Annotated in this window: 18 protein-coding genes; 12 read left to right on the top strand and 6 right to left on the bottom strand. The window is 57.0% G+C overall.

Annotated features, from left to right (window positions below; all coding sequences use genetic code 11):
• Positions 1-167 precede the first annotated feature (167 nt).
• Positions 168-821 (bottom strand): response regulator, encoded by a 654-nt coding sequence (locus QMG40_RS08710; protein WP_283530566.1) that lies wholly within the window; start codon positions 819-821, stop codon positions 168-170.
• Positions 818-2143, bottom strand: a complete 1326-nt coding sequence (locus QMG40_RS08705; RefSeq protein ID WP_283530564.1) for a sensor histidine kinase — start codon at positions 2141-2143, stop codon at positions 818-820. Before QMG40_RS08705 ends, QMG40_RS08710 begins: the two co-directional genes overlap by 4 nt.
• Positions 2144-2268: 125 nt before the next feature.
• On the opposite strand from QMG40_RS08705, the gene QMG40_RS08700 reads away from it, so the two are divergent.
• From QMG40_RS08700 to QMG40_RS08675, 6 genes are all read left to right on the top strand, one after another.
• Complete coding sequence (locus QMG40_RS08700; RefSeq protein WP_283530562.1) at positions 2269-3009, top strand: GAP family protein; 741 nt, start codon at positions 2269-2271, stop codon at positions 3007-3009.
• Between the two features lie 87 nt (positions 3010-3096).
• Positions 3097-3699 (top strand): hypothetical protein, encoded by a 603-nt coding sequence (locus QMG40_RS08695; protein ID WP_283530560.1) that lies wholly within the window; start codon positions 3097-3099, stop codon positions 3697-3699.
• Positions 3700-3828: 129 nt separating this feature from the next.
• On the top strand, positions 3829-4728 hold the full coding sequence (locus tag QMG40_RS08690) for an exodeoxyribonuclease III (RefSeq protein WP_459252977.1): 900 nt from the start codon (positions 3829-3831) through the stop codon (positions 4726-4728).
• Between the two features lie 14 nt (positions 4729-4742).
• Positions 4743-5771 (top strand): tryptophan--tRNA ligase, encoded by a 1029-nt coding sequence (trpS, locus tag QMG40_RS08685; protein ID WP_283530558.1) that lies wholly within the window; start codon positions 4743-4745, stop codon positions 5769-5771.
• A 2-nt stretch (positions 5772-5773) separates the two neighbouring features.
• Positions 5774-6331: a 2'-5' RNA ligase family protein gene (locus tag QMG40_RS08680; protein ID WP_283530556.1), complete on the top strand. Its 558-nt coding sequence runs from the start codon at positions 5774-5776 to the stop codon at positions 6329-6331.
• A complete protein-coding gene (locus tag QMG40_RS08675) occupies positions 6309-7409 on the top strand; it encodes a YihY/virulence factor BrkB family protein (RefSeq protein ID WP_283530554.1) in 1101 nt (366 codons plus the stop codon). The genes QMG40_RS08680 and QMG40_RS08675 overlap by 23 nt, the downstream gene beginning before the upstream one ends.
• A gap of 149 nt (positions 7410-7558) precedes the next feature.
• On the opposite strand, the gene QMG40_RS08670 is transcribed toward QMG40_RS08675, so the two are convergent.
• The 4 genes from QMG40_RS08670 to sdhC all read right to left on the bottom strand — a co-directional run bounded on the left by QMG40_RS08670 (position 7559) and on the right by sdhC (position 11105).
• A complete protein-coding gene (locus QMG40_RS08670; RefSeq protein WP_283530552.1) occupies positions 7559-8350 on the bottom strand; it encodes a succinate dehydrogenase iron-sulfur subunit in 792 nt (263 codons plus the stop codon).
• Positions 8350-10149: a succinate dehydrogenase flavoprotein subunit gene (gene sdhA, locus QMG40_RS08665; RefSeq protein ID WP_283530550.1), complete on the bottom strand. Its 1800-nt coding sequence runs from the start codon at positions 10147-10149 to the stop codon at positions 8350-8352. The genes QMG40_RS08670 and sdhA overlap by 1 nt, the downstream gene beginning before the upstream one ends.
• A gap of 94 nt (positions 10150-10243) precedes the next feature.
• Positions 10244-10711 (bottom strand): succinate dehydrogenase hydrophobic membrane anchor subunit, encoded by a 468-nt coding sequence (locus QMG40_RS08660; RefSeq protein ID WP_283530548.1) that lies wholly within the window; start codon positions 10709-10711, stop codon positions 10244-10246.
• A 1-nt stretch (position 10712) separates the two neighbouring features.
• The gene (sdhC, locus tag QMG40_RS08655; RefSeq protein WP_283530546.1) at positions 10713-11105 is read right to left on the bottom strand and encodes a succinate dehydrogenase, cytochrome b556 subunit; all 393 of its coding nucleotides are present in this window, start codon (positions 11103-11105) and stop codon (positions 10713-10715) included.
• A 336-nt stretch (positions 11106-11441) separates the two neighbouring features.
• Between sdhC and QMG40_RS08650 the strand changes: the two genes are divergently transcribed.
• The 6 genes from QMG40_RS08650 (at position 11442) to QMG40_RS08625 (ending at position 19603) form a co-directional block, all read left to right on the top strand.
• Positions 11442-12587 carry a mannose-1-phosphate guanylyltransferase gene (locus tag QMG40_RS08650; RefSeq protein ID WP_283530544.1) on the top strand — a complete coding sequence of 382 codons (1146 nt, stop codon included), beginning with the start codon at positions 11442-11444 and terminating at the stop codon, positions 12585-12587.
• Positions 12588-12707: 120 nt separating this feature from the next.
• The gene (locus QMG40_RS08645; RefSeq protein WP_283530542.1) at positions 12708-13916 is read left to right on the top strand and encodes an amidohydrolase; all 1209 of its coding nucleotides are present in this window, start codon (positions 12708-12710) and stop codon (positions 13914-13916) included.
• A 328-nt stretch (positions 13917-14244) separates the two neighbouring features.
• Complete coding sequence (locus tag QMG40_RS08640) at positions 14245-15363, top strand: BMP family lipoprotein (protein WP_459252976.1); 1119 nt, start codon at positions 14245-14247, stop codon at positions 15361-15363.
• Positions 15364-15519: 156 nt separating this feature from the next.
• A complete protein-coding gene (locus QMG40_RS08635) occupies positions 15520-17085 on the top strand; it encodes an ABC transporter ATP-binding protein (RefSeq protein WP_283530540.1) in 1566 nt (521 codons plus the stop codon).
• The gene (locus tag QMG40_RS08630; RefSeq protein WP_349361610.1) at positions 17082-18311 is read left to right on the top strand and encodes an ABC transporter permease; all 1230 of its coding nucleotides are present in this window, start codon (positions 17082-17084) and stop codon (positions 18309-18311) included. Before QMG40_RS08635 ends, QMG40_RS08630 begins: the two co-directional genes overlap by 4 nt.
• Positions 18308-19603, top strand: a complete 1296-nt coding sequence (locus tag QMG40_RS08625; RefSeq protein WP_283530538.1) for an ABC transporter permease — start codon at positions 18308-18310, stop codon at positions 19601-19603. The genes QMG40_RS08630 and QMG40_RS08625 overlap by 4 nt, the downstream gene beginning before the upstream one ends.
• The last annotated feature ends 2 nt before the right edge of the window (positions 19604-19605 follow it).

Raw genomic sequence — 19605 nt, 5'->3', positions numbered from 1 at the left:
GCACATATCCCACGGTTGAGGTTGGAGATGATGTCACCCCAGCGGTCTCCGGGGTGTCATCACCTCCAACCTCAACGAGAAAAGGAGGAAGGACGGTGGGCTCGGTGGTCAGGGCTTCAACGAGGGAGTGCGAGGACTGCGGGGCGTGGCAGCGGGGGTGGCACAGTTCAGGTTCGTCGGAACAGTGCTGCCTGAACCCGGGACGCTAAGCCCAGCTTTGCCAGCACGCGCGAAACGTGGGTCTTCACCGTGGCTTCCGAGATGCCCAGCTGACGGCCTATACAATAATTTGTTAGTCCGCTGCCCAAGCAGTCAAAGACCTCTCGCTCCCGTCCCGTGAGTAAATCCAAGGCCGGAGGCTCGGTTGAGGCAAGCACGGGCCCACTATTCGCAGACAGGGCGGCAGCAACAATTCGTGCCGTCACTTCCGGGGCTATGACCTGATCACCCTCATGAACACGGCGAATCGCTTCGGTGATAGTTGCAGGTTCGGCCGTCTTGAGCAGAAAACCCGAAGCACCGGCGGCGAGCGCACCAAAGAGGTAAGAATCATGGTCAAAAGTTGTCAGCACCAACACCTTGGACACACCTTCGGCACAAATGTGCCGGGTCGCTTCCACACCGTCCATGACCGGCATACGCAAGTCCATCAGGATAACGTCGGGTCGCAGCGCCCGCGCCATACTCACAGTGAGGGCACCGTCGCCGGCTTCACCCACCACTTCCATATCGGTTGCGGTGTCCACCACCATGCGCATGCCCAACCTGATGGCGGCATGGTCATCCGCCAAGAGGACAGTGACTGGCTGAGCCGGGCTCATACTGCGGCCCCCGATGACAGGTGGGCTTCTGCGGATGCGGAGCTTGCGATCGGCAACCGCAGTTCCACCACCCAATGCCCAGCACGCAAACCTGTTGAGATGGTTCCCCCAGCGTGCGCGGCTCGGAAATGCATGCTGGGAATACCCGTACCTGTTCCAGCATGTGAAGACTCCACCTCTGCAGAACCTGTTTGCGCCGGAGGGACAGGGCAGCGTGGCAAAGGGTTAGACACAAGCAAAACAACCCCTACCTCCGCTGCTGTCCCTGTGGAGCACGCCAATGTGATCGTGACGGGTGTACCGGGCGCGTGCAGGGCGGCGTTGCGCAGGGATTCGGCGCACACGCGGTAGAGAATGGTCTGAAGCTGCAGGGGTAGGTGATCTCCGCCGTCGGGCAGGGAATTTTCATAGGAAATCATGGTCCCGGATAAATGATGCTGCTCCACCAGGGAAATCACGTCAGCTGCGCGTCCGGCCGTCTCATCCAGTGCGCCTGTATGCAGGAGCCGGATCATCCCATTGAGTTCATCCAGAGCCGCCACGCTTTCGGAGCGAATTTGGGAGAGGATTTTCGTTGCCTGCCTCTTTTCCTGCAGTAATCCTGTGTGCAATGCCGCACCGGATTGGAGGGCAATGGCTGAGAGCCGCGCGGAAAGAACATCGTGGAGCTCGCGTGCCATGTGTTGGCGCTCGCGCTCAAGGATCAGTTCATGGGTGGTCCTGTCAGCAAGAAAGCGATGCTCCGCTGACGCCCGGACAGCCTCCGCCCGGGCGGACTCACTTTCTGTTAGATGCTGAGCTTTGCGAAGATTTCCAGCCCATTCCATCGGCATAAGCAGCGTCATGACAGCTGCAACCGCTGCTACTACCGTGGCTTCTGCCTCACCGGTCAGGGCCAGGACCAGCAGGGTCACCAGCACTGACAGAGCCACAGCACTTTTACTGGCTGCCGCGGAAACCTTGGGGGAGCCGAACAACACCAGAGAGAAAAACAGTTCAAACACCAATATCAGGGCTGTTGGCTGGTTGCTCAGCAACAGCATCACGGTGGCAGATCCGCAAAGAATGGCCATCAAGGGTGTGGCGCTCCGGCGCAACACCACTGCCGCACATCCCACGGCAGCAAAGAACACCCAGTTCTGGGACAACCACGGAAAATTGAAATTAAACCCGCCACCCCCGCTCACAGCATTCAAAATCCAAAACACGAGGAAATAGCTGATGGCAAGCCCGAGATCTTCCCGGCGGATGCCCGAAGCCCAAGGCTGAACGCGGGTGTTGAACCACACGCGGGTTGCGGACTTGGGCGGAAGCTGGCTCATACTTCCATCCTGTCCGTAGCCCGCCGCCCGGGCAAGGCAGGCACGCCATGATGATACGAAGGGATGACGCAGTAGTGCCTCCGATGGCGGACTCCGGAAGCTGGTTCACTTGGCACGCTGGAACTATGACCATTGCACTATTCGCCCAACTCGCCGTTTTGGCTCTCATTGACAGCACAAGCATTGGCACCCTATTAATTCCATTCTGGCTACTCCTGCGCCCGGATGCGCGCCGGATGGCCCCGCGGATCTTGCTATATCTTGGTGCCTTGGCGGGCTTTTATTTGCTGGTGGGTATTGGCGTGCTTGCTGGGGCAGGCTGGCTCGCCAAGGGGTTGGATGTCGATTCGTTGCTGGCGATCCCACCCATCTTGTGGACCCTCACACTAGGTGGCGGCGCCATGCTGGCCTATGCGCTGTTCTCAGACCTGGGCAGTAAAAGCACGGGCAGTAAATCTCAGGAAGCGGTGGCCCAGACCAAATGGGCGAGCCGAATAGCAACAGCGTTGCGGAGCCCAGGGGGGTTGGTGACCCTGGCGTTGATTGCAGGGTTGCTTGAACTGCCCACTATGTTGCCCTACCTGGCGGCGATTGGACTACTCACCAATTCTGATTTGCCGCTTCCCACGGAGCTCGGTGTGCTTGGCATTTATTGTGTGCTCATGCTCATTCCGGCGCTGGTGTTAGTGGCATTACGGGTGGCACTTGGCTCCCATATGGATGCGGGACTTCGCCGTCTCAGCCCCAAACTGGGCAAGTTCGCCAGTGAAACTCTTGTGTGGGTGGTGGGCATTGTGGGGTTCTTGCTACTGCGTGCTGGGCTGGCCGAATTGGCTCCGATGGCCAGCTGGAATCCCTTCAAATAGGGGAGTTGGCGCCCGGTGCTCACCTGGCACGTTCGCCGCTGGTGGAAGGCGGTCCACGGGCACGCCGGTATTTGAGAGAATGGATGCATGACTTCTCTTGGAACCGGCAAAATGTCCAAACCTGGCAAATTCACTGGCGTTGGCACCATTGTGTTGGCGATCGTTTTTTTGGTGGCACTTATCTTCGCCGCCAACAACAGCACCGTGTTGGGTTGGGTCATCGCCGCCATCGCGTTTGGCTGGCTAGCCTTGTCCACTGTGGTCTACATTGGTGTGCACAAAGCCGCCTCCTTTGGTGCCCGACAGGTGGCATTGGCTCAGGCGCAGATGGCCCAGCACAACAGTGAAAGTGCCCAGTCCGACGGCGGCACCCGGCTTGTGTCCCAAGAGGCTGGTTCACGCTCGGCCGAGAAGGCGCGTGAACTCAAGCTGGATCACTCCTTTAAGATCATCAACGTCCAGATCGGTGTGGTCAACGAATACCTTGGTAAGGACTCGGCGATGGTGGCCCGGGCGTTGGAAACAATCGAGATCACAGCCACCAATGCCCGTGGCATGATCAACCCACACTGGGAAGCCCAGGAAGCGAAGATGGATGCGGCCATGCATAAGAAGAACGCCGAACGGGCCGCAACCGCCCAAGGTGGCACTGATGGTGAGGACCCCGTCAGCGGTGTGATTATTGATTAACCCCGGACCGTCCGCCTTTGAGCGCGGTGCCCAGCGCTAAGCCAGCCCAGGGCCAAGCCAGCCCAGGGCCAAGCCAGCCCAGCGCTAAACCAGCACAGGGCCGGTTATGAAGCAGGCAAAACACAACCTATGTACACGGATGAGGGGCCCAAGAATTCAGGGTTCCAAGCAGGTAAGGTGGAACAAGTGAGCAACGGTATTGAAAACGGTCGATTGCGGATCGCAAGTGTAAACGTCAATGGCATCCGTGCCGCCTACAGGAACGGCATGGGCCCCTGGCTGGCAGCACGCGATGTGGACATCCTATGCCTGCAGGAAGTACGCGCCCCTGACGCCATCGTTGACGAGTTCCTTAGCGAAGATTGGCACGTGCTGCACGCAGAAGCAGAAGCCAAGGGCCGGGCGGGTGTTTTGATCGCCACCCGGAAAGACGTGCTCGAGCCAGTAGCCACAAGAATCGGCATTGGCGATGACTACTTCGCCACCTCAGGACGTTGGGTTGAGGCCGATTACGTTCTGACGGGTGCCGATGGCACGCCCACAACGCTGAGCGTTGTCAGCGCCTACGTGCACTCAGGCGCCGTCGATACGCCTAAGCAGGTAGATAAATACCGCTTCCTGGACACCATGATTGGTCGTCTGCCCCAGCTAGCCGCAACCAGCGACCATGCACTGGTGGTGGGAGATCTGAACGTTGGGCACAAGACTTTAGATATTAAGAACTGGAAAGGCAACGTCAAAAAATCAGGGTTCCTGCCCGAAGAACGTGCTTACTTTGACAGGTTCCTTGGCGAAGAAATCGGCTGGAAAGATGTGGCTCGCGAACTTGCCGGAGAAGTTGACGGCCCGTACACGTGGTGGTCAAACCGGGGACAGGCCTTCACTAACGACACCGGCTGGCGCATCGACTACCAGATGGCCACACCCGGCCTGGCGGAAAAGGCTCTGACATCAGTGGTTGACAGGGCAGATTCCTACGAAAACCGTTTCTCAGACCATGCCCCACTGGTCGTTGACTACAAGTTCTAAAGGAACCCGGAACCATGAGTGAAATTTCCGTCCGCCCACGCGTACTCTCAGGCATGCAGCCCTCCGGTGACTCATTGCACCTGGGCAATTACCTGGGAGCTCTTGTCAACTGGGTTAAAAGCCAAGATGACTACCAAACGTTGTTCTTCATCCCGGATATGCATGCCATTACGGTGACGCAGGATCCTGGCGAGTTGCGTGCCCGGACCCGCAAGACTGCTGCCCAGTACATCGCCGGTGGCATTGACGTTGAGAAATCAACGCTCTTTGTCCAGTCCCATGTCCCTGAGCACGCCCAGCTTGCATGGGTTCTGAATTGCATTACCGGCTTCGGTGAAGCGTCACGGATGACCCAGTTTAAGGACAAGTCTGCCAAGAGCGGGGCAGAGATGGCCAGCGTTGGCTTGTTTACGTATCCGGTGCTGATGGCGGCAGACATCCTGTTGTACCGCCCAGCTGGCGTTCCCGTGGGGGACGATCAGCGTCAGCACGTTGAATTGGCGCGCGACTTGGCCAAACGTTTCAATCACCGATTTGGTGAGACGTTCGTAGTCCCCGAAGCCTTTATTCAAAAAGAGGGTGCAAGGATTTATGACTTGCAAAATCCGACCTCGAAAATGTCCAAGTCCGCCTCCGGCCCCAATGGACTGATCAATATTCTTGATGATCCTAAAGTTACGGCCAAACGCATCAAGTCAGCTGTGACAGATGATGACACGGTTGTTGCTCATGACCGTGAGAGTAAACCGGGTGTCACGAACCTGTTGGAGATCCTTTCCACGCTGACGCAAAAACCCGTAGACACTCTTGTGAACGAGTATGAAGGCAAGATGTACGGGCACCTGAAAGGTGATGTAGCGGAGGCGGTAGTGGCCCGGCTTGAGCCCATCCGGACGCGCACTCTTGAACTCCTGGATGACCCAGGCGAACTTGATGCGCTACTGGCAGTTGGTGCGGCTAAAGCCCGGGAAATCGCCTCCGTGACACTGGCCGATGTGTATGCCAAGGTTGGATTTCTGCCCCCTGTCGGCTCGGTGGGATAACTGTGACTGGCATTGGTAAGGACGAGGAAAGCCCGGCCCCGCCCGCCAATAGTCTGGGAGTAATCATCTCCCTGCCACCGGCGTTGGCGGCCGAGCTCGGCGAAAAGCGGGCTTTCTACGCCGGTGCGGATGCCGCTGTCGTTCCTGCTCATATAACCCTGGTTTCCGGGCAAGCCGCAGATTCTTGGGATGACGCCGCAGCCCACGTGCGCAAGATTGCTGCGGACGGGGCGCCGTTTATGCTTTCGCTTCGCGGTACCGGCACTTTTGAGCCGATCTCACCTGTTGTGTTCCTCAATGTGGCGGAAGGGGCACAGGAATGTGCCGCCTTGCACGAGCAATTGGTGGCCGGTCCGGTGGAGCACCTGCTGAAATTTGGGTTCCACCCGCATTTGACGATCGCTCACGATTTGGACCAGGCCACGCTGGCCCGGGCGAAGTCTGACATGAGCGATTTTTGTGCGGATTTTGAGGTCACAAGTATTGGTCTTTTTGACTATCTTGCCGGTGGTTGGTTTTTGCGCGAGGAGTTGAGTCTTGGCGGAGGAACAAAACCCTAAGACTCAGCGCGAACCGGCCTATTTCCCTGGTAGTGCCGCTCCGGGGGTGAGTGCGAAGAATCCGATGGCCGCTCCGGCTAAACCGCCGCCGAGCCCGCTGAACCGCCAGGGCCTATCGACCTGGGTTGAGTCGAAGCGCGGCGCCTACGTGGAGGCGCGAAAGACTGGCAGTTTCTTTTTGCAGGCGTCCACGTTCATGCAGTGGCTTACTGCGTGGGCGGGCGGAAAGTTTCCGGCCCGTGTTTGGTACCTTTACACGCGACGTCGCGGTCCGCTACTGGCAGCAGGCAACGCCTATCTCATGTTTTTCTCTGTTGGTGCCATGCTTGTCGCCGGGTTCGCCATCTTTGGTATTGTCGCCGCCGGCAACGATGTGCTGCGAGACGCAGTCATTAAACTCATTGCCGACACCACCCCGGGATTGATTGACACAGGCAATAACGGATTGTTCACACCGGAACAACTCCTTGGCTCGGGCGCGTTCGGGAAGACCCTTATTATCTCTCTGGCGGCCTTGGCGGTGACTGCCATGAGCTGGATCAATGGCTTACGGGAGGGTATCCGCTCCATTTTGGGGCTCGCCCGGGATAGAACCAACCCTGTGCTTTCCAAGGTCCGAGACGGTGTGACCCTGATTGTGCTGGCTGTGGCGCTAGTACTGACAAGTGGGCTCGGGGTGGTCAGCACAGCCGCCGTTGACACCATCAGTGATGCACTGGGCTGGGGGAGCTTCCTCTCGGGTGCGGCAGCTCAACTAGGTTCAGTTGTTTTGATGTTTGTTTTGGACGTCTCCGTTGCCATGATCATGTTCAGCATTGCCTCACGTGTGCGCATGCCGCGCCGGGTGCTCCTCCTTGCCGCATTATTCTCCGGTGCCGGCGCAACCGTCCTACGGTTCTTTAGCGCCATGCTGCTCAGCGGCGTCACCAACAATGCACTGCTAGCCCCCTTTGCCGTTATTTTGGGCCTTTTTGTCTGGTTCTTCCTCCTGAGTCAGGTGTACTTAATCTCGGCAGCCATCGCGGCAGTCCATGCGGCTGACATAAGACCTCACAGGTCCCACACAGCCCGCCACTGAGCCCGCCCCGCTGAGGTTGGAGATAATGACACCTCTACCCCGCTGAGGTTGGAGATAATGACACCTCTACGGGCCGCAAGGAACCCCGCACATAACTAAAGCGCCGCACCCACGAACGGGGAGCGGCGCTTTAGTTTGGGGCAAATAGCTTAAATCTGACGGGACAGAATAGCCTGTTTGACCTCTGCGATTGCCTGCGTGATCTGAATGCCGCGGGGGCATGCTTCGGTGCAGTTGAAGGTGGTGCGGCAACGCCACACGCCTTCCTTGTCGTTGAGGATTTCCAACCGCATATCACCGGCATCATCGCGTGAATCAAAGATGAAGCGGTGTGCGTTGACAATGGCCGCCGGGCCAAAGTACTGGCCATCGGTCCAGAATACGGGGCATGAAGACGTGCAAGCGGCGCAGAGGATGCACTTGGTGGTGTCGTCGAAACGCTCGCGTTCCTCGGCAGACTGCAGACGCTCCTTGGTGGGGGCGTGGTCGCGGTTGATCAGAAAAGGCATGACCTCGCGGAAGGACTGGAAGAACGGCTCCATGTCCACAATGAGGTCTTTCTCCACTGGCAGGCCCTTGATGGGTTCAACCGTGATGGGCTTGGAAGTATCCAGGTCCTTCAACAGGGTCTTGCAGGCCAGGCGGTTGCGGCCGTTGATGCGCATAGCATCGGAACCGCATACGCCGTGCGCACACGAACGGCGGAAAGACAGCGAACCGTCCTGCTCCCACTTGACCTTGTGCAGGGCATCCAGCACGCGGTCGGTGCCGTACATGGTCATGGTGAATTCTTCCCACTTGGACTCTTCCGAGAATTCGGGGTCGTAGCGGCGCACCTTCAAGGTAACGTCGAATGTGGGGATTTCACCGCCGCCACCAAGGTGTGCGGGCAGCTCAATCTTCGATGCCGGCTCCGGCAGTTCAGCTTCTACGGTGCTCATTAGTACTTCCTCACCATCGGCTGGTAACGCGTGATAACAACAGGCTTAGTTTCCAGCCGGATGCCGGCGATGGATTCTGCGGAACTTTCCACCGTGACGTTTGCATCAAGGTAAGCCATGGAGTGCTTCATGAAATTCTCGTCATCGCGGTCCGGGAAGTCTTCGCGGTAGTGGCCGCCGCGCGACTCCTGGCGGTGCAATGCAGCAACCGTCATGACCTTGGCCAGTTCAAGCAAGAAACCAAGCTCAACAGCCTCAAGAAGATCCAGGTTGAAACGCTTGCCCTTGTCCTGAACTGTGATGCGCGAGTATCGCTCTTCGAAGGTAGCAATGTCTGCAAGCACCTTGTCAATTGACTCGGCTGTGCGGAACACCTGCATATTCGCATCCATGGTGTCCTGGAGTTCCTTGCGGATCATGGCAACTTTTTCGCCGCCGTCGGACACACGTACATGCTCAAGCAAAGCAACTGTGTCAGCTTCCGGGTTCTCCGGCAAGTCAACGAAATCGGCGCCGTTTGCGTATTCTGCTGCGGCTACACCGGCGCGCTTGCCGAACACGTTGATGTCCAGCAGCGAGTTGGTGCCCAGACGGTTTGAACCATGCACGGATACACACGCCACTTCACCTGCTGCATACAGGCCCGGGATGATGGTGTCATTGTCCTGCAGAACCTCGGTGGTGATGTTCGTGGGAACACCGCCCATGGCGTAGTGCGCCGTGGGGAAGACCGGCACTGGCTCGGTATACGGTTCAACACCTAGGTAGGTGCGGGCAAACTCGGTGATATCCGGGAGCTTGGCGTCGATGTGAGCCGGCTCCAAGTGGGTGAGGTCAAGGAGGACGTAGTCCTTGTTTGGACCACAACCGCGGCCCTCACGCACCTCGTTGGCCATGGAGCGGGCCACGATATCGCGTGGGGCCAGGTCCTTGATGGTGGGTGCATAGCGCTCCATGAAGCGCTCACCTTCGGAGTTACGCAGGATTGCACCTTCACCGCGGGCGGCCTCGGAGAGGAGGATGCCCAGGCCTGCAAGACCCGTTGGATGGAACTGGAAGAACTCCATATCCTCCAGGGGGATGCCCTTGCGGAATGCGATGCCCATGCCATCACCGGTTAAGGTATGTGCGTTTGAGGTTGTCTTGAAGACCTTGCCGGCACCGCCGGTAGCCAAGATCACGGATTTTGCCTGGAAGATGTGCAGTTCCCCAGTGGCTAGATCGTAGGAGACAACACCGGCAATCTTCTTCTGCAGGTAGATGGTGCCGTCCTCGCGGGTGGCTTCCTCATCAACCGTGAGCAGATCAAGCACGTAGTACTCGTTGTAGAACTCAACGTTGTGCTTGACGCAGTTTTGGTACAACGTCTGCAAAATCATGTGCCCGGTTCGGTCAGCCGCGTAACAAGAACGGCGGACGGGCGCCTTGCCGTGGTCACGAGTGTGACCACCAAAGCGGCGCTGATCAATACGGCCCTCGGGCGTGCGGTTAAACGGCAGGCCCATCTTTTCCAGATCAATAACGGCTTCGATGGCCTCTTTGGCCATAACTTCGGCGGCGTCCTGATCCACCAGATAATCGCCACCCTTGACGGTGTCAAAGGTGTGCCACTCCCAGTTGTCTTCTTCGACGTTGGCAAGGGCTGCACACATGCCGCCCTGAGCGGCACCGGTGTGTGAACGGGTTGGGTACAACTTGGTCAGAACGGCGGTGTGAGCACGCTGACCGGATTCAATGGCGGCACGCATTCCTGCGCCACCGGCCCCGACGATTACGACGTCGTATTTATGGACCTGCATACTGGATGCTCTTTCTCTCTTTACTGCGCTAAAAGCTGGTGTTCACTTCTTACAACCCCCGGCGTGAAAAGCACGGGGTGTTCCCTACTAAAAGTTAAGGAACGGAGCAGAAGGACGGAAGATCAATAACAGCACCGGCGGGGCAAGGGTCAAAGGTGAAGATGACCAAGGTACCCAGCACAATGATGACAGCGGAAGAAACGTAGAGGACCGCTTTAAGGGTCATGCGTGTACGGTCCCGCTCGGCATAGTCGTTGATGATGGTGCGGACACCGTTGCTGCCGTGGAGCATAGCGAGCCACAGCATAGCCAGATCCCAGATCTGCCAGAACGGGTCTGACCATTTACCAGCAACAAAACCAAAGTCGATGGCGTGGATACCTTCGCCAACCATCAGGTTCACGAATAAGTGGCCAAAGATCAGCACAAGTAAAACCACGCCGGAGAGACGCATGAACAACCAGGCGATCATCTCAAAACTTGAGTGTGATGCTTTGTTGCGCTTGTACTGAGGTGACTGTGCACTGTTGGAGCGCGGAGCTGCGATGGAGTTGGAGCTCATGTTAGTTCCCTCCGAAGAAATTGGAGAAGACAATGGTGAGGTGACGGATCAGGAACGGAATCATTGTCACAGCCCACAAGGCAAGAACACCCCAGAGTAATTGACGCTGGTACTTGGGACCCTTTTTCCAAAAGTCAATGGCAATGATGCGCAGGCCGTTAAAAGCGTGGAACACGATTGCTGCAACGAGGCCGGCCTCGCCCAGTCCCATGATGGGGTTTTTGTACGCCCCGATGACTGCTGTGTACGCCTCTGGGGACACTCGCACCAAAGAGGTGTCCAAAACGTGCACCAACAAGAAAATAAAAATAACTACACCGGTAATACGGTGTCCCACCCAGGACCACATGCCTTCTCGGCCGCGATACAGAGTGCCAGCTGGTTTTGTCGGCACTGAATAAACCTTCCTGCGTCACCGTTGCGCTGGCGTGGTTCCACGCGGGGAAACGCACACGGCGTGAGCACTCATACTTGAGCCTAAATTTAGGCTTAGCTAACAGCATATTCAACTTAGGCACTCCTTGCTCTATGCAGCAAATCACAAGTCAGTCTCAAATCGGTGCTTTGTAGGGCCGTGTCCCGGCAGTTACAGCTCTTTCGCCTGTTGGCGCACTTGCCTGTCCTAAACGTCGACGCCGGTATCCCTGACCTACGACCCTGGGTGGAAGTTTCACGCCACTGACCGCAGTTAGCACCGTTGGATGTGCGGATATCGCTTATGGTTGTGTTGATGAATACGAAAAATTTGGTTGAGAACGTTCCCCCTGCAACGGAGCCCTTAGATAAATTCTTCGCCGTTATCCCTGCAGGCGGTGTTGGCACAAGGCTGTGGCCGTTGTCCCGAGCGGCGGCACCAAAATTTCTCCACGACCTAACAGGCAGTGGAAGTACGTTGATCCGCGCCACTTATGACCGGCTTGTCCCACTCAGCGGGGAGCGGGTCCTCTTGGTGACCGGGGATGCCCACCGTGAAGCGGTATGCCGCCAGCTGCCCGAGATTGCTGATGAGAATCTTGTTCTTGAAACGGAACCAAAAGATTCAGGGGCCGCCATCGGTTTGGCTGCCGCCATCTTGTTCACCCGCGATCCAGACACCATCATGGGTTCCTTCGCAGCCGATCAGGTCATCAGCCCGGTAGGTAAGTTCCAGGATGCTGTGCGCGAGGCAATCTACACAGCGGCTACCGGGAAGATCGTCACCATTGGCATCAAGCCAACTCACGCCTCCACAGGTTTTGGCTACATCCTCACGGGGGAGCCGCTGAACATTGCTGGTGCGCCCAGCGCCCACGCGGTGGTGAAGTTTGTTGAGAAACCCAGCCAAGGGGTCGCGGAAGAATACCTCGCCAGTGGAGAGTACAACTGGAACGCCGGTATGTTCGTTGCGCCGGTGTCTTTGATGCTCCACCACCTCAAAGCTAATGAACCTCTTCTTTATGAGGGTTTGATGGAGATTGCGCGTGCCTGGGACACCCCCGAACGAGTCACCGTCAAAAATCGGGTGTGGCCCACACTGCCGAAAATTGCCATTGACTATGCAGTGGCCGAGCCTGCAGCAGACGCTGGGGATGTGGCAGTCATTCCAGGGGACTTTAGCTGGGACGATGTTGGTGACTTTGCGGCCATCGCGCGACTGAGCAGCGCCAAAGAAAACAACAACGTCAAGGTTATTGGTGAAGGCGCACGAGTCTTCACAGAGGACAGCACAGGCATTGTTGTTACCGACACCAAGCGCGTGATTGCCTTGATTGGCATCCAAGATGTGGTGGTGGTTGACACTCCTGATGCGCTGCTTGTGACAACGCGAGCTCATTCGCAGCTCGTAAAGAGAGCTGTTGATGGGCTCAAGGCCAACGGCGACATAGACGTCCTGTAGCTCTTTACCTAAGGAGCCCTTAGCCCCGGAAACTGTCCAAGTGCAAATGGTTGGCTGCGGCAAAGTAACGCAGAGAAGCGAATACAGCCACGACGCACGGACGAGGCTAGAGTTTCTTGTGTGCGCAATTACTCCCTGGAAACAGAACCGACTGAGCTCGTAGGCCCCTGGCTTGAACCCTTGCTGGGAGAGGTCCTTGACTTCCGCCGTGACCTTCACGCCCACCCGGAGTTGTCGTTCCAAGAGTTCAGGACCACGGCAAAGATCTATGATCGCCTGCTTGAAGCCGGTCTTTCGCCTCGCCGACTGGACGGCACAGGGGTCATAGTTGATGTAGGCGAAGGTCCTATTACGACGGCGTTGCGTGGGGACATTGACGCCTTGCCCATCGTGGAAGAGACTGGGCTGGCCTTTGCCTCCCGCAACCACGGGGTCACCCACGGCTGCGGCCACGACTTTCATACGGCGTGCATGCTTGGCATTGCCTTAGTGCTGGCAAAGATGCATCAGCACACCCCGCTGGGTGGGACCATCAGAATCATTTTCCAGCCCGCAGAGGAAACCATGCCAGGTGGCGCCCTGTCATGCATTGACCAGGGCGCACTTGACGGTGTGCCACGCATCATGGCCTTGCACTGTGATCCACGCATTGACGTCGGCAAAATTGGGACTCGGATCGGTCCCATCACCAGCGCCTCGGACACCATTAAAATTGAGCTCTCGGGCCGTGGAGGGCACACTTCCCGGCCTCACCTGACCGAGGATTTGGTTTTCGCTTTGGCGGAGATTGCCATCAGTGTTCCTGCGGTTCTCTCCCGCAGAGTGGACGTCCGCAGCGGCGTGTCAGTGGTGTGGGGGCAAATTCATGCCGGCTCTGCGCCGAATGCAATTCCTGGGCACGGTGTCATGGGTGGCACCATGCGTTGCCTTGATCGCGAAGCATGGCATGCGGCAGGAGAGCTCCTTGACGCGGTTGTGCAGCAAGTTGCGGCACCTTTCGGTGTGGATGTGCATCTGGAACACACCCGAGGCGTGCCCCCAGTGGTGAACTCAGAACATGAAACTGCTGTCATTGAAGCCGCCGCCAGAGCTGAATTGGGTGAAGAGTCCGTGGTGTTGGCGCCTCAGTCCATGGGGGCTGAGGATTTCGCCTGGTTTTTACAAGGCATCCCCGGGTCGTTGATGCGCCTGGGAACCCATGTTCCTGGCGGGGAAGAATATGATTTGCACCGTGGTGATTACATTGTGGATGAACGCGCGTTGGCCGTGGGTATCAGAGTGCTTTGCGCGGCCGCATTGCGCACCCTGCGTACTAGCACTTGGGAGTAGCTTCTCAGCGGCAGGTGGCAAGAGCTGGAGTGTAGCGCAAACAGTGGCTTGAAGCGCTTAACGCGCGCACTTTTTTGCAAACTTTATCTGCTACTTGCAACCGTTGTGTAACGGTTCCCCAACGATGAACCTCACATCCCCTGACTCCCTACCTGCGCACGGCAAAGTGACACTATGGTGTTGGTTAGCGCCGCATTGCGGGGGTGCATCAAAGTAGTCGAGTTTGCTTCTCACAACGGGACAATGTTGTTCCTTTTGTATCAGGCTGACCCGTCACCACATTTGAGGCTCACTCCTCCACTGCGTACACACACCTTATGGAGGAACCTTGAAAAACCTGCTCATCAATAAAGTCAAACGTGGAGCCATTGTTGGAACCGTAGCTGTTAGCGCCGTGGCGCTGTTGCTCACGGGCTGTGGAGAAGCACCGCCTGCTCCCGGCGGAGACGCGAGCGGCTCAGCAAATGCCGGCGCAGCCGACTACTTGGGCTGCATTGTCTCGGACTCCGGTGGATTCGATGACCAGTCCTTCAACCAGTCCTCATATGAGGGTATGAAGAAGGCTGAGAAGGACCTCGGCATCAAAATGAAGGAAGCGCAGTCCTCAAGTACTGCTGACTTTGCCCCGAACCTGGCCACAATGGCCAGCGCCGGATGTAACCTGACCGTCACCGTTGGCTTCCTGCTTGCAGAAGCCACAGCGACAGCAGCCAAGGACAACCCGGATCTGCATTACGCCATCATCGATGACAACAGCATCAAGGCAGATAACGTCAAGCCTGTTGTGTATGACACCGCTCAGGCCGCATTCATGGCCGGCTATGCCGCAGCAGCAGTATCTAAAACCGGCAAAGTCGGTACGTTCGGTGGAATCAACATCCCTACGGTGACAATCTTCATGGATGGCTTTGCCGAAGGCGTGAAGTACTTCAACGAGAAGCAGGGTAAAACCGTGCAGCTCTTGGGCTGGGATTCTGAAACCCAGCAGGGCTCCTTTGCCAACACCTTCGAAATCATTCAGGAAGGTACAAAGATCACGAACAACCTGCTCTCTGAAGGCGCAGACGTGATCATGCCCGTTGCCGGCCCGTTGGGTAAGGGTGCAGGTGACGCCATTTTGGCAGCAAACAAGGGCGGCAAGGATGCCAAGCTTGTTTGGGTTGACTCCGACGGCTACTTGACGGCGCCTACTTACAAGTCCATTCTGTTGACCTCGGTTGTCAAGACCATGGGCGAGGCAGTGGAAACCATTGTCAAGGACGATCTGGGTGGAAAGTTTGATCCTGCTCCCTACATTGGCACCCTTGAGAACGACGGTGTGTCCCTTGCCCCGTTCCACGATCTGGAATCTGCTGTTGATGCCGATACCAAGACTCAGCTGGATGAGATCAAGAAGGGCATCATCGACGGATCCATCAAGGTAGCGTCGAAGTCCAGCCCGAAGTAGACGCCATCCGGGCTTGCCCTGAGCAAGCCGGAAATGCCGCCGCTGCCACATCACCAGCATCAGCTTGGTGATGTGGCAGCGGCGGCGATGGCACCCAAGAGTCGCCGAGCAACACGCACCTATTAGAAGAAAATTATCCGCAGACGGGTTAAAACGTTGAAATTAGAACTTCGGGGCATCACTAAGAGCTTTGGTGCCTTGGTGGCGAACGACCACATTGATCTGGTGGTGGAATCCGGTGAGATTCACGGCCTGCTCGGTGAAAATGGCGCCGGAAAATCCACTCTCATGAATGTCCTTTACGGCCTCTATGAGCCCACCTCCGGCGAAATTCTTGTCGATAACAAACCGGTGAAGTTTGCGGGGCCCTCAGATGCCATGGCTGCAGGAATAGGGATGGTGCACCAGCACTTTATGCTGGTTCCCGTTTTCACTGTCGCGGAAAATGTGGCACTCGGTGCTGAAGCCACCAGCTTCGGCGGCGTGTTGAACCTTGAAGAAACGCGAAAGAAGATCCGCGAGATATCGGATAAATTCGGGTTCGATGTTGATCCGGACGCGTTGGTGGAAGATCTGCCAGTGGGTGTGCAGCAGCGAGTGGAAATCATCAAAGCTCTGGTGAGGAACTCTAAAATCCTGATCCTTGATGAGCCCACCGCCGTGCTCACACCTCAGGAAACCGATGAGCTCATGGAGATCATGGGTCAGCTGAGAGAGGGTGGCACCTCGATCGTGTTCATCACTCACAAGTTGCGCGAGATCAAAGCCGTCGCGGACACCATCACGGTGATCCGCCGCGGCAAGGTGGTGGGCTCGGCGCTCCCATCAGCATCCACCACAGAATTGGCCGCCATGATGGTGGGACGCGCCGTGAACCTGAACCTGGATAAGGCTGATGCGCAACCCGGCGAGGTCACCTTGAAAATCTCCAAGCTGACAGTCTTCAACGACGCCGGACTGAGACTTCTAGATAACGTCAGCCTGGATGTGGCCCAAGGAGAAATTCTGGCTATTGCTGGGGTGCAGGGCAATGGGCAGACGGAACTTACTGAGGCTGTCCTGGGTTTGCGCAAGCATGTCAGTGGTTCCATCACCTTGGAGGGCAAAGAGCTGTTGGGAAGCAGTGTCCGCCAGATTCTTGATGCCGGAGTTGGATTTGTCCCCGAGGACAGACAAGACGATGGGCTGGTGGGCGAGATGTCCATTGCCGAAAACCTGATCTTGGATCTGTACAAGAACGCACCCTTTTCCCGTCGGGGTACCTTGAATCGGTCCGTTATTGCCCAGAACGGCGTGGAAAAGGTGGCCGAATTCGATGTTCGGGCACAGTCTGCACAGGATGAGGCAGACACGCTATCCGGGGGAAACCAGCAGAAAGTGGTGCTGGCCCGAGAGCTTTCCAGGCCGTTGAAACTTTTTATGGCATCTCAACCCACCCGAGGGGTGGATGTTGGCTCGATCGAATTCTTACACAAACGGATCGTCGCCGAACGGGACGCCGGTACCCCCGTAGTCATCGTCTCGACGGAACTAGATGAAGTACTGGAACTTGCCGACAGGATTGCAGTACTTTTTGCCGGCCGGCTCATGGGTATTGTCCCCGGAAAATCAAGCCGAGCATTGCTGGGTTTGATGATGGCAGGCCTCAGCGCAGAAGAAGCACAGGAACAAATGAGTACACAAAATACAGAAAGCACCACCAACGAAGGTGAACAGCAATGAGTGGGGTGGATGTGAATAAGCCTGCACCGGAGTCCCCAAAGACGCCAGTTGTAGCGCAGAAAGAAAGCAACAGCAGCCAATTGATGCGTGAAATCGTCAGCGGCAACGCGATGATCTCCGTTCTGGCGGTGCTGGTGGCACTTGTCATTGGTGGGATACTCATTGCTTTCACCGATACGCGGGTAACCAGTGCACTGGGCTACTTCTTTGGTGATCCAAGTGCCACGTTCAAAGCCATCTGGGCTGCCATTTCGGAAGCCTATGGTGCCCTGTGGCGCGGTGCAACCTATGACCCAGGTTCCCGTACCTGGCAGGGAAGATTGGGTATTTTCGAAACTCTGACCTTCGCAACACCGTTGATCCTTTCAGGACTCGCCGTGACACTGGCGTTTCGGGTGGGGCTGTTCAACATTGGTGCCAAGGGTCAGCTGATCATCGGCGCCACTTTTGCCGGCGTCGTTGGTTTCATGATTGAGCTGCCTCCGGGCATCCACTTGGTAGCCGTGGTGCTCGCTGGTGCCATTGGTGGTGCGCTGTGGGGCGGCATTGCTGGGTTCTTAAAGGCTCGCACGGGTGCTCACGAAGTGATCGTGACCATTATGCTCAACTACATCGCCGTCTCGCTGGTGCTGTACCTGCTCAAAAACCAACTGCGCGATCCCAATAGCAGCAACCCCATCAGCCCCCGCATGCACGAGAGTGCCATGTTCCCGCTGCTGCTGGGCCCCAACTACCGTGTGCATGCAGGGCTGATCGTGGCCGTGCTGGCAGTCTTTGTTGTCTCTTGGCTGCTAAACCGCTCCACGCTGGGGTTCGAGTACCGCGCAATAGGTGCTAATCCGCGGGCAGCACGGACCGCTGGCATGCTGGTCTCCCGCGGCTACATCACCGTCATGTTGATCTCCGGCGCCTTGGCCGGACTTGCGGGCGTCACCCAGCTGGCTGGAACAGAGAAAATTCTCGATTCTGACATTGCCGGCAGTATCGGATTTGATGCTATTACAGTGGCACTTTTGGGCCGATCCAAACCTTGGGGGACGTTCTTTGCCGCGCTCCTTTTTGGCGCGTTCAAGGCAGGTGGCACCTCAATGGCCATCAACGCCGACGTTTCCATTGACATTGTTGCCGTGGTGCAGTCCCTGATTGTGCTGTTCATTGCCGCGCCACCCTTGGTGCGTTCCATGTTCCGGATCAAGGCAGTGCGCCATGAAGGAGTTGCAGCATGAGCATCACCGCCAAGAGCAAACCAAGTCAAGTGGTTGACGCTGTCGCCATTCGCAGCTGGAAAATTCCGATCCTCCTGGGCGTATTGGCGCTGTTCGCCGTCGCCGTCTTCATTGTGTTGGGCCCTGACGGCACAGCCACCTTCCGCATCTCCCAAGAGAACGATGCCTGGCAGGTTCCCAACTTGGTCCTACCAGCGAAGATTATGGGCATCATTGTCTCGGTGCTCTGTGTTGGTCTGGCCTATCTGGCATACAGCCAGACCAAGGTGACCGGAAAAATCGCTAAATGGGTTGTTATGTCCTTTGCCGTGGTCTTTGTTATTGGTCTGATGGTGTGGATGATCGGTGGCACCACCACCCAGAACATCACGCTCGTTGGATTGTTCACCGGAGCCATGCTCATAACTACGCCTTTGGTGTTTGGTTCCTTGTCAGGAGTACTTTCGGAACGCGCCGGTGTTGTTAACATCGCCATCGAGGGGCAGTTGCTGGCGGGCGCGTTCACAGCCGCGTTGGTGGCCTCGATTACGCATAACGCGTTCGCGGGTCTCTTTGCGGCTGCTGTGGCAGGGGTGCTTGTCTCTGTTCTCTTGGCAGTTTTCAGCATTAAGTACGTGGTCAACCAGATCATTGTTGGTGTGGTGCTCAACGTGCTTGTTTCGGGTCTGACGGGTTTCCTGTTTGAAAAGATCATGAAGACAAAGGTTAACGGCGAGACCATCTTCAACCAGCCCGCACACCTGCCTAACATCCCCATTCCGCTGCTGTCTGAGATTCCGATCATCGGCCCCACGCTGTTCCGGCAGTCGATCATTGGTTACTTCATGCTGGTGCTTGTAGTGGCACTTTGGTTTGGGCTTTTCCGCACCCGCTGGGGACTGCGTGTGCGTGCAGTGGGGGAGCACCCCAAAGCAGCAGATACTGTGGGCATCAACGTCAACCGCACCCGTGTGCTAAACGTGCTGGCCGGTGGGGCAGTGGCTGGGGTAGGCGGTGCCTACTTCACACTTGTGGCTGTCAGCAGCTTCAGCAAGGACATGACCGGTGGCCTTGGGTTTATTGCTCTGGCCGCATTGATTTTTGGCCGGTGGAACCCGATTGGTGCTGCCCTTGCCGCCTTGTTGTTTGGCGTGGCAGGGAATTTACAAAGCATTCTTTCCCTCGCTGGTACTCCCATTGACGGGCAGTTCCTGGCCATGTTGCCCTATGCCCTGACAATTTTGGCTGTGTCCGGCTTTGTTGGCAAAGCACTGGCTCCAGCCGCCGACGGCGAACCATATATTAAGGAGTAAGC

The organism is Arthrobacter antibioticus, assembly GCF_030063205.1.
Lineage (GTDB): Bacteria > Actinomycetota > Actinomycetes > Actinomycetales > Micrococcaceae > Specibacter.
This window is presented reverse-complemented; position numbering and strand designations above follow the sequence as displayed.

Excerpts from the sequence above, each read along its gene's own strand:
- QMG40_RS08625 (WP_283530538.1), top strand. The coding sequence starts at position 18,308 with ATGAGCATCACCGCCAAGAGCAAACCAAGTCAAGTGGTTGACGCTGTC.
- QMG40_RS08650 (WP_283530544.1), top strand. The coding sequence starts at position 11,442 with ATGAATACGAAAAATTTGGTTGAGAACGTTCCCCCTGCAACGGAGCCC.
- QMG40_RS08695 (WP_283530560.1), top strand. The coding sequence starts at position 3,097 with ATGACTTCTCTTGGAACCGGCAAAATGTCCAAACCTGGCAAATTCACT.
- QMG40_RS08710 (WP_283530566.1), bottom strand. The coding sequence starts at position 821 with ATGAGCCCGGCTCAGCCAGTCACTGTCCTCTTGGCGGATGACCATGCC.
- sdhA (WP_283530550.1), bottom strand. The coding sequence starts at position 10,149 with ATGCAGGTCCATAAATACGACGTCGTAATCGTCGGGGCCGGTGGCGCA.
- QMG40_RS08705 (WP_283530564.1), bottom strand. The coding sequence starts at position 2,143 with ATGAGCCAGCTTCCGCCCAAGTCCGCAACCCGCGTGTGGTTCAACACC.
- QMG40_RS08690 (WP_459252977.1), top strand. The coding sequence starts at position 3,829 with ATGTACACGGATGAGGGGCCCAAGAATTCAGGGTTCCAAGCAGGTAAG.
- trpS (WP_283530558.1), top strand. The coding sequence starts at position 4,743 with ATGAGTGAAATTTCCGTCCGCCCACGCGTACTCTCAGGCATGCAGCCC.
- QMG40_RS08700 (WP_283530562.1), top strand. The coding sequence starts at position 2,269 with ATGACCATTGCACTATTCGCCCAACTCGCCGTTTTGGCTCTCATTGAC.
- QMG40_RS08670 (WP_283530552.1), bottom strand. The coding sequence starts at position 8,350 with ATGAGCACCGTAGAAGCTGAACTGCCGGAGCCGGCATCGAAGATTGAG.
- QMG40_RS08660 (WP_283530548.1), bottom strand. The coding sequence starts at position 10,711 with ATGAGCTCCAACTCCATCGCAGCTCCGCGCTCCAACAGTGCACAGTCA.
- QMG40_RS08630 (WP_349361610.1), top strand. The coding sequence starts at position 17,082 with ATGAGTGGGGTGGATGTGAATAAGCCTGCACCGGAGTCCCCAAAGACG.